Genomic DNA, 13,977 nt, shown 5'->3' with positions numbered 1-13,977 from the left:
TAATTAAGGTATTTTTAATATAATATAATTTTATCGTATTAACTTACTTTCGTCAATTTAAAGGATTTGAGATTAATCCTCTTCTACTTTCTCCGATTTAATGGAGCATATTCATTTTGGAGGGTATTTCTTTATACATTTTTAATCACCTAACAACGTTACTATACTTCCCTTCTTAATCAGCAATAACGCTATTTAATAGTTTTTTAATAATTACTTTCATTTTTTATAAGATATTCCATTTATCATATGAATTGTAATGAAAATACAAGAAATGAGGTCGTTAATTATGACGAACATTAATAGACATAAAATATTCAATTGGAAACTTATTACCACGCTTTCCATCCTTGCATTTATTAGACCGCTTATGAGCATTTTAGGAATATCAGATGCTATTGGAAAGCCACTGGTCAGTATAACTGCAACAATAGTTATTTCCATCATCTGGATAGCAGCAGTGTATATAAAACAAGATTCCCAGCCATTACTCACATTGGTTTTTGTTGGAATCGCCTACGGTATATTAGCAATTGTGATCAGCGGGCTACTATCGCCCATTCTAACCGGACAATTACAAGGACCCTTAACAAATCCATTTGCAATTGTTAGTGTCTTGGTAACAAATTCTATATGGGGATTCATTACAGGGGCTATTGCTGCTGGGCTTTTGAAAGTGAAAAGAGGTTAAGTGAATATGTAAAACGCAATCCTTTAGGTTAGAGAGGATTGCGTTTTCTGATGAACAAAGGTTAATCGGGCATATCAAATCAAGTATGTAATTTCTACCTATCCAATATTTGAAATCCCTATCCCATTAAGTTATATTTGCTTCTTGCACCTTTACTCATTTATCTGTTTATGCTTCACTTTATTTCATCTGTCTTCTTAATCAACTCTTCTAATTCTAATGCAATCTCGTTTAGTGTCGAAATGAGTGTTGATAGAAATTCAATTGACGATAGTTGTACATCTGATGAATCAGCTACATGTTGGGCGTTACCTGTGGCAGCCTCAGCAAAAGACGTCATTTCCTGAATAGATGCAGATGCTTGCTCTGTCGCAGCGGATACTTCTCCAGCTGATAAAGAAATATGCTTAATTTGCTCTGTAACACTCTCAATCGACGTATTTATCTTGCCAAATATATCCCCTGTGTCTTGCACAATACGGAGTCCCTCATTCACTTCCACAATTACCTTTTTCATCGACTCTTCTGATGAGACTGTATCACTTTGAATCGTCTGAATGAGCCCAGTGATTTCACTTGAAAAGTCTGCAGATTGATTAGCTAATTTTCTAACTTCATCCGCAACGACTGCAAACCCTTTTCCATGCTCACCAGCTCTTGCTGCTTCAATTGCTGCATTTAATGCAAGCAAATTGGTTTGAGAAGCTATTTCGGTAATTAATCCTGTAATCTTGCCAATTTCCTTTGACCGGTTATTTAAATGCTTCACTGTATCAGAGGTTTCCGTGACGGTTCCACTAATAGAATTCATTTGTTGAACGGCTTCTTGTATCATTTCATAACCATCTTTTGCTTCATTCGTTGTTTCTAATGATGACTGAGAAACATCAGATGAAACACTAGCAATATACTGCACTCCAGCTACGATTTCTTGAATTGCGCTAGAGCTTTCTTCGGTCTGTATCTTTTGCGTATCTGCCCCACTTGAAATTTCCTTAATTTGAGAAACAATTTCCTCCAATGTTTCCTGGTTGGTATGGTAATTAACCTTTAACTGTGAAGAGGCTTCAATCAATTTATCTGACGTAACAGACAATTTCCCGATAATACCATCTAAGATTCTTTGTTTTCCCTCTTTTTCATCCAGATTTTCTACTAGCTTCCTCTTATGTTTGGTTTGCCAAATAATTGCACTCGACGTTCCAATTAAAAAGATCGCATGAATAATCATCATGGAGAAAGGATATGTATCTGTCCCAAAAACATATTCGCTCATAAAAAAGAATCCCGCTAAATGTTGGACAGCAAAGATGGATGTCATCATGATGATTAATTTAATTTGCTCATAGTAACCAATAATTGCTACCACCATAAAAATGGAAAAATGGTATTCAACCATGCCTTCTCCACCAGCAATCATCGATATACTGCTAAAAGTTATCGTTAGTGTATTAAATAGCGGTAGTAATGGGTGGCCTCTTTCTGTTTGATAGAAATAGAATGAAACTGCAAAGAGAACAATAGGTATCACTAAAAAAATATTTGTAATAAATGGTAGCTGTTCAATGGGGTAATGACCCCACATATTGGATATATTTAATACCCGATGAAGTATATGAACAATCAACGACACGATTAATACCAATGCTGATAAAATTAAGATCACACGGTTTTTTACACTTATTAACAACTTACTCCCCCCCTGGATAACACTCTGGACAAATTGACTTTATCGAATCGATTTACATGAGTCTATATAGCCTTACTAATATCACCGTACATTAATTTGCAGTAGTATAAAATTGCATTATTATGTGACAAAATAACTATAAAATAATTAGTTCAATAATACCATTTATACCAAATATTTACAAATTATCTTTATCCTTTTTGAAGAATGGCAACCTATCTATATTATGAATGAAATCGATCGACCCGCTCGTAAAAAATTGTTAATTCAACTTACTTAAGGAAAGCTATTTATTATATAGTAAAACTTGCTACTATAATTTTTAGAACAACAGTGTTGACTACGAGCGCAGTAAGGGTGATCTCTATTGGGAAAGGAAGGAGATTGGAAAGTTGTCGGTGTACTATTGTAGTAATAGTGGTTCAAAAATAAATGAAAAGCAACATACAAAAACATGGCCTTAGCTCTCTATATCTTTCAAGAGTTAAGGCCATGTTTTGATATTCATTTATTTTGCTAAACGATTCTTTTGTGATATATTGATATCCAAAATGCAATGTTTTTAACCTAGAGTCATCCTGTATCCTAGTGTTTCAAAAATACCACTGCTTCTCCACCATGATAAGGAAGGCTTTTAACCTTCTGCGTTAGTTTCACAATACTTTTTAAAATTATCAAGTATCGCTTGCCACCCTGCTCTCTGCATCTCAATGGAATTGGTGTTTTCAGCTTCGAATGTTTCTACTACCTTTGTATCGTTTTCTTGACTAATAAACGAAATTTCAACCTTTCTTTCGTCATTCAACGTGTAAGAAATAAACTCATTCTGCCTCACTTCATCATAAACGCCTGAGAAATCAAATCCGAAGCTACCGTCCTTCGCTTCCATTCGTGTAAGGAAGTTTCCTCCCGCTCTTAAATCATTCTCCGCATTCGGTACATGCCAGTCATCAGAAGCATTGGACCATTGTGTGATGTGCTTTGGATTCGTCCAGCATTCCCACACTTTTTCACCTGGTTTTTGAACTGTTGTTTCAACCGTTAAGGTTTCTTTTTTACCTGATTCCATTCTTAACACCCCGATATAGTAGAATTAAGTTAATCATATATGTAAACGTTTTAATGTTCAACTTAGACTAGGTGAATTTTAGGGTTGCTAGAAATGTCTTTTATATAGGTCGAATGTATAAACCTTTATATATTTTCGACTTCATTACATATAAAACCTCCATTTCATTACTATATAAAAAATTAATGGCAGTAATTCCCTAGCTGTTGGAACGAAGAGATAATCATTTCTATCCAACATACTTCTTAACAATCCGGTCGACTGATCCTCCATACGATTCACCGAACATGTTTAAGGTTGGCAGTATATTTATTCCAGTAACAGATATTGAGAAATCTACAGCATGGTATCAAAAACATCTAGGCGCAAAGAAAATTGAAAGTTGGGAAGATGGCGCTGGTTTTTATTTACCAATTGGTTCAACACAATTAACCCTGGTAAAGGTTGAATCCCCACAGTCCACTGAGTTTATCATCAAGGATAATCAGAAGAACTCCTATTATAATTTTGTCGTTGATAATATTGAAACTCCCCATCAACACTTTAAAAACAATGGCATCGCAACTACTGAAATTAATGCTTTCGGTGTATCTATTACAAATGATTAAATAAAGCGCTGATAAAGTCAGCGCCCATTTTTACTATTTGATATTTAACTTATATACTCGTGCTTCATATGGTCTTAACGTAAATTCATGTACACTTTCCATTAAATCTACCTCATAATTAGAAAGACACAGTTCATAGGAAAGGTCCTTTAGTTTTGACGGCATGGTGAACCTTGCTTCTTCAGAAAAGAGGTTCACTATTACTAACACCATGGCATCGTCCTGTGACCTTGTGTACGCATAAATCTTATCATGTTCTGGCAAAATTAAATTATAATGCCCATAAACCAGTACATTGTATTGTTTTCTTAGATTAATAAGCTTTTTGTAATAAGAATAAATGGAGAGAGGGTCTTGCAATGAATCTCCCACATTAATATCCTTATAATTTGTATTAATCTTTATCCAAGGCGTTCCTGTTGTGAATCCCGCATTCTCCCCATTATTCCACTGCATTGGAGTTCTGGAGTTGTCACGCCCGTTTTTCCAGATAATCTCCATGATTTCTTGATGCGTTTTACCAGCTTCTTTTTCATGTTGGTAAAGATTTTTTGTGGAAACATCTCTATAATCTTCAAGTGAACTAAATTGAACATTTGTCATACCTATTTCCTGTCCTTGATAAATAAAAGGGGTCCCTTGCATCAGAAAGTACATAGTCGCTAAGCCCTTTGCCGATTCCACTCTATATTCGTCATCATCTCCCCAAGAGGACACTGAACGGGGCTGATCATGATTCTCAAGAAATAACGCATTCCAGCCAACCCCGTCTAGACCGTTTTGCCATTTTGTCAGCGTTTCTTTTAATGAATGAATATCGAGGCCACCTGTGCTGCTTTTTCCCCAAAGATCAAGATGCTCAAACTGGAAGACCATATTAAACTTCCCCTTTTCTTCACTTACCCATTCATCTGCTTCATCCACACGAACGCCATTGGCTTCTCCAACGGTCATAATATCGTATTTATCAAACGTTTCCTTTTTCAGTTCCTCCAAAAATTCGTGAATACCATCTTGATTCATATGTCTCGCAAAGGATGAAACATATTTTAAATTGTTTGGATTCGGTAAGTCTGGTAAGTTAGGAGCCTTTTTAATATGGGAGATGGCATCGACACGGAAGCCATCAATCCCTTTATCTAACCACCAATTAACCATTTCATATAAATCTTCACGCACTCTAGGATTTTCCCAATTTAAATCCGGCTGCTTTCTTGAAAAGACATGCAGAAAGTATTCATCTGTCTTTTCATCATATTCCCAGGCAGATCCGCCAAAGATAGATTCCCAGTTATTCGGTTCCTTTCCGTCTTTCCCTGAACGCCAAATATAATAATCCCGATAGGCATTAGTTTTAGAAGACCTTGACTCAATGAACCATGGATGTTCATCAGATGTATGGTTAATTACAAGGTCCATAATAAGTTTCATACCACGAGAATGTGTTTCATCTAATAACTGGTTAAAGTCATCCATCGTCCCAAATTCGCTCATAATCCCTTTATAGTCGCTTATGTCATACCCATTATCATCATTTGGGGATTTATAAATCGGACAAATCCATATAACATCAATACCAAGCTCTTTTAAATAATCCAGCTTGGAAATAATACCTTGAATATCTCCAATCCCATCTCCATTCGAATCCATAAAGCTTCGTGGATAAATTTGATAAGCTACCGCTTCTTTCCACCATTTTCTCTTCATTTATATTCCTCCCTGTAGTTCATGAACAGTTTTAACTAGCACTTGTTTCTTTAATTATGGAAACGGATAGTGCACCAATGATAAGTAGAATACCTGAAATTAAAATCATTGCAGGCATGGATGATCCGATTGCTGGGAATAAAATAAAACTTAAACAAGAAGCAATTATTTGCGGTAAACAGATACTGCCATTAAATAGTCCAAGATAGGTTCCCATTTTTTCGCCTGATAAAGCATTCGTAAGTATAGTAAAAGGAAACGTCATCATCGCCGCCCAAGCTATACCAATTAAGGCAAATGAAACAATTAGTAACCATTGATTATGAATAAAGAACACGGAGCTAAAGCCGATACCTCCAAGAACTAGACTAAGTGCATATGCTGGTTTACGCTTATCACTCTGTACTCGAGACAAGACAAGTGACCACAGTACTGCAGCAATTGCTTGTACAGCCGATAGCACACCAAACCAGTTACCAGCACTCTGGTAAGCAGTTGTAGTTGGATCAGACGTATTCCAAACATTTGCGGAAATTGCTCCTGTACCATATGTCCATAAATATTGGAAGCCCATCCAGCAGAAGAATTGCACAACCGTAATCGTCCAAAATACTTTTGGCGCGTTACGAAGCAATTTCAGCATGCCTACTTTCTCTTTATTCGACTCTTCTGTAATGCCGTGATATGCCGCATATTCAGATGGCGAATATTCTTTAACCTTAAGTATTGTAAACACACTACAAATAATCAGGATGATTGCCCCTACATAAAAAGAAATAACAACAGACGGTGGTACAACCCCTTTTGGAGCACTGTTAGCAACACCCATGATCGTTAAAATAAAAGGGAAAATACTAGCTAATACAGCACCACTGTTTGATAGAAAACTTTGAATGGAATAGGCAAACCCTTTTTGTTTTTCGTTAACCATGTCACCAACCATCATTTTAAAAGGCTGCATCGCAACATTAGATGATAGATCCATAAAGAGAATAGCAACTGCACCAAAGGTCAGTGCCATCAAGGAACCAAACCCAAAGCCAAAACTACCGGCATTCGGGAGTAGTATCATAACAATTGCTGCCACTATGGTACCAACAATTAGATATGGGATACGACGGCCCAGTTTTGGAATCCATGTGCGATCAGATAGATACCCCACGAGGGGCTGGACAACTAAACCAGCGAGTGGTGGCAGAATAAAGAAAAATCCTAATTGAGTTGGGTCAGCGCCAAGCGTCTGGAAGATTCGCCCCATATTTGAACTTTGCAATGAAAATGCCATTTGTACACCCAAAAACCCGAAGCTAATCATCCATATCGTGCTAATTGGTAAATTAGGTAGCGATTGTTTAGGCGCATGTACATTATTGTCAACCGATTTTGCTTCATGCATAACTTTTACCTCCTGTGACTTATATAATAGTAGAATCCTAGACTCGGCTATCTCCATGCCTGATTCGGTGATAGTCATAACTGCACCTACACAAGGAGAAAGCGTTTTACTTTCCGTCTATAAATAAATGGTTTTTAAACTAGAATGCAATGTTTTAACACCCTTAGTAGTTCGCAAACTATATGCAATCGTTTGCATTGAAGTACATAATAATGACGATGGTTATAAAGGCAGGTTACATTCCTATAGACAATTTATGTAAGCTAATTCTAGATACGTGGTTAATCTAATATTTTGATATTATTATATATTATTTTTTAAATAAGTGCAATCGATTGCGCAAACTAGTAGAGGAATGAAATATAACAGATATCCTGATATTTACCATGCTTACTTGTAGCTTAATATCGCCTATAATACCTTATCAACTAGAAAAATCTTACACTTGAAAACGAATAGAATACCTAGTAAACTATTCAAAGTGTTCATCAAAAATAAATATCAACTGTATAACCTCAAGAATATGGCTTGAGGGTCTCTACCAGGAACCATAAAATCCTGATTACAGAAAATGAATTGATCATTTTTTGTAATCAGGATTTTTTTGTTTTCTAGTAGGATTTTATAAGAAGGGAAGTAACGGGATATGAATTTGAAAGTTTTTATATTAGCATTATCCACTGTTGCAGTTGGACTTGTTGAATTAATCGTTGGTGGAATACTCCCAACTATCGCAGCGGATTTAAATATTTCATTAAGCTCTGCTGGACAACTTATTACCGTTTTCGCACTTATTTACGCAGTTTCCGGTCCAGTATTACTTGTACTAACGAGTAAATTGGAGCGTAAAAAATTATATCTCGGTTCCTTGAGTGTATTTTTCATTAGTAATATCATGACTTATTTCAGTCCAGATTTTACATTTATCATGATTGCAAGGGTGTTAAGCGCAATGAGTACAGCACTGATTGTTGTATTATCGTTAACGATAGCTGCAAAGATTGTCGCACCGGCTCATCGAGCAAAAGCTCTCGGTCTTATTTATATGGGGATTAGTTCATCCCTTGTTATGGGAGTACCACTAGGAATTCTTATTTCCGATAACTTTGGCTGGCGTGTGATCTTCTTAGGCATTGCTATTTTATCTGTCATTTCCTTTGTGCTTATTTCCATCTTTTTAGAACGAATTCCTGGAGGGAAAACAGTTCCATTGTCACAACAATTAAAGGCTGTGGCCAGCTTAAAAATAGGAAGTGCACATCTTGCAACGGTATTTATGTTAGCAGGACATTATACGCTGTATGCGTACTTCACTCCATTTTTAGAAACAGAACTTAATATGAATTCCTATTGGGTAAGTATTTGTTATCTATTATTTGGAATTGCTGCAGTAAGCGGTGGAGCATTCGGAGGATTTCTATCAGATTCGATTGGTGCAAAGAAAAGTATTATTCTCGTAATCACTGCATTTGCTGCTATGCTATTCTTATTACCATTCACTACATTCTCTCTTATTCTATTCATACCAGTAATGATGATTTGGGGAGCATTAAGCTGGAGTCTATCTCCGCCACAACAAAGCTACTTGATTGAAACCGATCCAGAAACATCGGACATTCAGCAAAGCTTCAATAATTCAGCATTGCAAATAGGTATTTCTATAGGATCCGCATCTGGTGGGCTCGTGTTAAATCAAACAGGTACAGTTTCTAATGCCGCCTTTTTCGGAAGTGCACTAGTTGTCATCGCACTATTGTTCGCAGTTCTCTCGATAACAAGACAGATAAAAGTAAAAGAAACAAGAATGGCTACGACTGCTGCAGGAGCTCAGTTACAGGATTAGATTGAAATTTAGCAACGTGTGGCAGAAAAATCTCTAAATGATAATTGCTACAAAAAAAAGAAAAGGCATCCACAAGGTGCCTTTTTTAATAGGTTTGAAGCGATGTAATTGAAACCATTACTCCACTTATCTTCTTAATTAACCATTCTATCCCTGTTTTTCCAAAATTCATTTCGCAAATATGCCTTTTGTATTTTGCCCGAACCTGTTTTAGGCAGTTCTTTTACAAAGCTAACAGATGTTGGAGCTTTATAGTGAGCGAGCCGTTCTCTTGCAAAAGCAATGATTTCTTCTTCCGTTACCGTTTCATTATCTCGGACAACCACAACGGCATGTGGGGTCTCTCCCCATTTTTCGTGAGGGATGGAAATCGCAGCCGCTTCTATTACCGCTGAATGTTCGTACAAGATATTTTCCACCTCAATGGATGAAATATTTTCTCCGCCGCTAATAATAACATCCTTTTTCCTGTCGACAATTTCGATATTTCCGTCTTGGTCGACAACTCCCATATCTCCAGTATGAAACCAGCCATTCCTGATAACTTCATTTGTCGCCTTTTCATTTTTCCAATAGCCTTCCATCACACCATTGCTCCGAATTACAAGCTCACCAATTTCCTGACTATTAGGCGCAACCTCTTCCCCTTCTTCATTGACTACTTTCACGTCAGTTAGGAACATTTGATAGCCTGCCTTTGATTTCATCCGGTACTGAACTTCTTTTGGCTCATCCACATGTTGGGCGCGAATAAGCGATGTTAAGGTAAGCGGGGACGTTTCTGTCATTCCATAGATTTGTATAAATTCCCAGCCTAATTCTTCCTCCACTTTAGCTACAAACGTAACGGGTGGTGCGGAACCACCAATGATAACCCTTACATTTTGATTTAGGTTCAGTTTACTTTCATCATAATATTGGAGCAGAGAATTCAGCACGGTAGGGGCCATGTGCATAATCGTCACGTCATGCTTTTGCAACTTCTCGAAAATAATATTCGGCCGGGTTTTTCTTAACATGACCTGGGTTGAACCGTTGCCTGTATAATAAAATATCGAGCCCCATCCATTGACGTGAAACATAGGCAAAACATGAAGCACTACGTCTTGATCACTTACACGTAAATGATGCATCACTTGAAGGGCTTGCAGATAATTGTTTCGGTGAGTGAGCATAACGCCTTTCGGATCTCCTGTTGTGCCACTTGTGTAAAGCAGACTGGCAATATCTTTTTCATCCATTTCTGCACGGTCAAACGGCTTTACCGAAAATCGGTCCAGCCATACTTCGTAATTAAGATCGTTTTCTTCAAGTTCGATTTTGCTGCCCCCGTGAACAATGATCTGTTCAACATTTAACTGATCTCGGACCGGGTCGATAAGACCGTATAATTCATGGTCCACTAATAACACTTTGGTTTCACTATGATTTAAAATAAACAAATAATCATTCGGCTTTAACCGAATATTTAGCGGGACGGTAACGGCTCCCAATTGAAATGCTCCGTAGAATCCTTCTAACATTTCTAATGTATTCGGTGCCAAGATAGCAACTTTGTCACCTTTTTCAACCCCTAGTTCTTGCAGTCCATGGGAAAGCCTGTTCACTCTTTCATTCAGTTCGAAATAGGTGACAACCTTTTCGTCATCAATGACTGCTGTCTTTTCGCCATATAGCTTAACAGCTCGATCTAAAAAATCCGTCAATAATAGTGGTACGTACACGTTAACCCCTCCAGTAACTAACTTTGAAATATATCACATTATATTGTATTGTCTAAAAAGTATCCTCTACTTTTGACTTGTCCAAAAATAACCGATAACCACTATGCGGCATCTTCTTTCGAATGAACCTTCCGCATGAACGAGTTTACATCTGCCGGCACTTTTCCATCCAGTTTTGATACGATAATAACGGATAAGAAGCCGATAGGGACCGTAATGATGCCAGGAACTCTAAATTGCAACGCTTCCGGTAGAACGGATGAAAAAAAGATCATGAACATGGAAGCTAAAAGTCCCATAACTAGACCTGCGATTGCTCCTTTTTCCGTGATCCCCCGCCACCATATGCCAAGTATAAAAATAGGTGCAAATGTGCTTGCCCCGACGGTAAAAGCAAGAGCAACTAGGTGGCCAATAGACGCTTCTTTAACCAAAATACCAAGGATTCCGTAAAGTACTCCGAGAAATACAATTGCCCATTTTGCGGCACGAACACGTTGTTTTTCAGTTAATTCTTTCTTTGAAAACTTTGCATATATGTCATGAGCGATCGCTCCCGAACTGGCAATAAACAGTCCTGACAAGTTGGAGAAAATTGCCGCAAATGCGCCCGCAATAACGAATCCCAGAAGCCATTGGCCTCCAAGCGCCGTTGCAATGGACGGAATTACCATGTTATCGCCACCGGTAACCAAGTTATTCATAACCTCCGAACTTGCATTCCCTTCCAAGAAGATTGCCCGGCCGACAACACCTAGGTATACGGCAAGTCCAAAGAATAAGCTGGCGATACCAATCGACATAACTGCAGACTTACGCGCGGCTTTGGCATTTGGATTTGTGTAAAAACGCAATAAAATATGAGGCAATCCAATTACTCCCAGCGCAAGCCCAATTACCATGGACAGGCTATGCCAAAAGTTTGGGTTAAATGCTCCAGTTTGGTACCATGTTGCTCCGTTAAAAACAATATCCTTTCCGTCTTCTGTAAAGGCTCCTGTGTTGATGATGGTTCCGCTGAATTCACTAATGGTCGCTAGAATTTGCTGGTAATGGAAACCACCATAAATGGCGGCCGCAACCATAACAATAAAAGCACCTAATCGGATCCAAAGCTCCAATGCCTGATTTAATGTTGTTCCTTTCATTCCGCCGACCCCGACATAGAATATCATGACAACCGTTGTGAAAATAATTCCAAATTCATAAGAAGTCCCGAAAAACATGCTTAAAATGGATGCAGCCCCAAGCAGCTGCGGTGCTGCATAAAAACCGGAAATAGCCAAAACAACGACTACTGCAATAATCCGGGCTCGTTTGCTGTGAAAACGATACGCGACAAAATCGGCTACGGTATACGCTCCCAAACGGCGCAATGGACCGGCAACAAATAATGCTAAGAGGGTTAACCCGATTGAAAAGCTAAATGTGTAAAAGGCTCCGTCATAACCAATGGAGAAGGTAAGACCTGCGAGTCCGAGAAATGTGGCAGCGCTCAAGTAGTCTCCAGCAATTGCTGAACCATTTGTAAACCACCCGAATACACGGCCGCCAACGAAAAAGTCGCTTGAATTATCATTCCTTTTTGATAAATAGGTAATATAGACAATAGTTCCTAGCAGAATAATGGTAAAAAGATATTTTGGGTCCAGCAAGATTTCCATCATACAATAGTCTCCTTCTCTTCTTCATTTCCGGCTGAAGGTGTGAGTGCTTTAACTTTCTTTTCCCATCTCTCATAGAGCCTGGTATGCACATAAGCAATGACAAAGGCCATGACCATGGCGACTATTGATGTTAAAAACCAGCTGGCGGACATTCCACCGAACAGTTTGGTAAATGCCCAATCCGGTTTATACCAGTTCATTACCGGAACCGAAATAATAAAAATAAAATAAATAATGGTCAAAGATAATCCGGTTCGAAACTCGGAACTAACAATATACCTTGTTTCCCTATCCAGCTTTTGCAGCTTTTTGATGTCAATCGTTTCACAGGGCTCGTCCGTCATGACAAATTCTTGTTCTTTCAAATCAGATTCAACTCCCTTTGTATTTTGTATCTGTGCCGGATCATCCAGTCAAAACACGTGAGGTTGCCGGCTTTTGCTTTTCTTTAAGCCCCTGATATTCTTTCACGTCAGTTTCATAAAATGCCGGAGCCTAGAACTCAATTGATAAAGCCGTTCATCATTAATCGCCTTTTTGTTGGGAAATAGTTCCAAAATGTTCCTTACGCCGCACCTACCTTCAACATATTTTAACGATGGACATGTCAAAATAATCTTTCCCTAAAAAATCTCCTCTACTATCTATGTCCAATAATTTTGTCTTGTCATCACCCCTTTCTTTGTTAACTAATTTTTGCTTCTCGCTAATTATGACAGGTGATTCACTTTTCTATTTTTGATTATACTAAATTTTTTAAAAATTTTCAAGATGGTTTTTTCAGTATATTTACAAAGATCAGATCCTACCTTAAAATGAGAGATAATTTACGTGTCATATATGGATGAAGATAAACTAACAAAAAAGAGAGGTGATTTACGTGTCACTAAAAACTGAAAAAAAATTAACGAAAAAGGGGCTAAACACGCGAAGAAAACTATTAAAAGCAGCTGAAAAGATTTTTGGTACGAAGGGGTATTTTGAAGCGTCAATTGTCGAAATTACCCAAGAATCGAATGTTGCGCAAGGAACGTTCTATAAGTATTTCCCTTCAAAAAAGGCCATTTATGATGAATTAGTTAAGCAAATGAGTCGGGATATGCGCCTTTTTATTAAACAGGCAATTGAAAAATCGCCTCAGGTCCATGTGCATCGGAGAGGTTTTGAGGCATTTTTTGAGTGGGTAAATGACAACCGAAACTTATACAGCATTGTTTTGCAGACAGTCATTGTTGATAAAGATTTATACCGCTGGTACTACGATAAATTAGCAACTGGTTATATTAGAGCTTTAAAAGAAGCTGATAAAACAGGTGAATTTAAGTTACTAAATCACGAAGCGTTGGCTTATAGTTTAATGGGCATCGGTCAGTTTCTCGGGATGAGATGGATTTATTTGGAAGATGAAGAGGTCCCTAAGGATGTATTGGATGTAGCAATGGAGATGGTATTACACGGAATTTTGAAGTGAGAAAATTATAAGGTAGATGGGAATAAAATGGGGCTGGGACATAACTAGCCAAATGAACTGAAAAATGGTTCCAATCATCGGTTTTTGATGATTGGAACCATTTTTCGTTGG

The 13,977-nt window shown here is 37.8% G+C and carries 11 protein-coding genes and 1 riboswitch; of the genes, 4 read left to right on the top strand and 7 right to left on the bottom strand.

Annotated features, from left to right (window positions below; all coding sequences use genetic code 11):
- The first annotated feature begins 289 nt into the window (after positions 1 to 289).
- On the top strand, positions 290 to 691 hold the full coding sequence (locus tag F1560_RS04970; RefSeq protein WP_149473536.1) for a hypothetical protein: 402 nt from the start codon (positions 290 to 292) through the stop codon (positions 689 to 691).
- A gap of 175 nt (positions 692 to 866) precedes the next feature.
- Here the strand turns inward: F1560_RS04970 and F1560_RS04965 are convergent, their stop codons facing one another.
- Both F1560_RS04965 and F1560_RS04960 read right to left on the bottom strand, forming a co-directional pair.
- Entirely contained in the window at positions 867 to 2,381 is a 1,515-nt protein-coding gene (locus tag F1560_RS04965) for a methyl-accepting chemotaxis protein (RefSeq protein WP_187773632.1), read from the bottom strand.
- A 634-nt stretch (positions 2,382 to 3,015) separates the two neighbouring features.
- Positions 3,016 to 3,450 carry an SRPBCC family protein gene (locus F1560_RS04960; RefSeq protein WP_149473535.1) on the bottom strand — a complete coding sequence of 145 codons (435 nt, stop codon included), beginning with the start codon at positions 3,448 to 3,450 and terminating at the stop codon, positions 3,016 to 3,018.
- A gap of 206 nt (positions 3,451 to 3,656) precedes the next feature.
- On the opposite strand from F1560_RS04960, the gene F1560_RS04955 reads away from it, so the two are divergent.
- Positions 3,657 to 4,058 (top strand): VOC family protein, encoded by a 402-nt coding sequence (locus F1560_RS04955; protein WP_245347845.1) that lies wholly within the window; start codon positions 3,657 to 3,659, stop codon positions 4,056 to 4,058.
- A gap of 33 nt (positions 4,059 to 4,091) precedes the next feature.
- Here the strand turns inward: F1560_RS04955 and F1560_RS04950 are convergent, their stop codons facing one another.
- Both F1560_RS04950 and F1560_RS04945 read right to left on the bottom strand, forming a co-directional pair.
- The gene (locus F1560_RS04950; RefSeq protein ID WP_149473534.1) at positions 4,092 to 5,765 is read right to left on the bottom strand and encodes a glycoside hydrolase family 13 protein; all 1,674 of its coding nucleotides are present in this window, start codon (positions 5,763 to 5,765) and stop codon (positions 4,092 to 4,094) included.
- A gap of 31 nt (positions 5,766 to 5,796) precedes the next feature.
- Complete coding sequence (locus tag F1560_RS04945) at positions 5,797 to 7,161, bottom strand: SLC45 family MFS transporter (protein ID WP_149473533.1); 1,365 nt, start codon at positions 7,159 to 7,161, stop codon at positions 5,797 to 5,799.
- 485 nt (positions 7,162 to 7,646) lie between these two features.
- A riboswitch (purine riboswitch) is annotated at positions 7,647 to 7,746 on the top strand.
- A 61-nt stretch (positions 7,747 to 7,807) separates the two neighbouring features.
- Between F1560_RS04945 and F1560_RS04940 the strand changes: the two genes are divergently transcribed.
- Positions 7,808 to 9,004: an MFS transporter gene (locus tag F1560_RS04940; RefSeq protein WP_149473532.1), complete on the top strand. Its 1,197-nt coding sequence runs from the start codon at positions 7,808 to 7,810 to the stop codon at positions 9,002 to 9,004.
- A gap of 134 nt (positions 9,005 to 9,138) precedes the next feature.
- Here the strand turns inward: F1560_RS04940 and F1560_RS04935 are convergent, their stop codons facing one another.
- The 3 genes from F1560_RS04935 to F1560_RS04925 form a co-directional block, all read right to left on the bottom strand.
- Entirely contained in the window at positions 9,139 to 10,728 is a 1,590-nt protein-coding gene (locus tag F1560_RS04935; RefSeq protein WP_149473531.1) for a long-chain-fatty-acid--CoA ligase, read from the bottom strand.
- Between the two features lie 101 nt (positions 10,729 to 10,829).
- Positions 10,830 to 12,395, bottom strand: a complete 1,566-nt coding sequence (locus tag F1560_RS04930) for a sodium/solute symporter (RefSeq protein WP_149473530.1) — start codon at positions 12,393 to 12,395, stop codon at positions 10,830 to 10,832.
- Positions 12,392 to 12,760, bottom strand: a complete 369-nt coding sequence (locus tag F1560_RS04925) for a hypothetical protein (protein WP_245347844.1) — start codon at positions 12,758 to 12,760, stop codon at positions 12,392 to 12,394. The genes F1560_RS04930 and F1560_RS04925 overlap by 4 nt, the downstream gene beginning before the upstream one ends.
- A 506-nt stretch (positions 12,761 to 13,266) precedes the next feature.
- On the opposite strand from F1560_RS04925, the gene F1560_RS04920 reads away from it, so the two are divergent.
- Entirely contained in the window at positions 13,267 to 13,866 is a 600-nt protein-coding gene (locus tag F1560_RS04920; RefSeq protein WP_149473529.1) for a TetR/AcrR family transcriptional regulator, read from the top strand.
- Positions 13,867 to 13,977: the final 111 nt, after the last annotated feature.

Origin of the sequence: Oceanobacillus polygoni (genome assembly GCF_008304605.1) — a bacterium.
In the GTDB taxonomy this organism is placed as follows: domain Bacteria; phylum Bacillota; class Bacilli; order Bacillales; family Amphibacillaceae; genus Oceanobacillus; species Oceanobacillus polygoni.
Note: the sequence above shows the minus strand (reverse complement) of the source record. Positions and strands in the feature narration are given on the sequence as shown.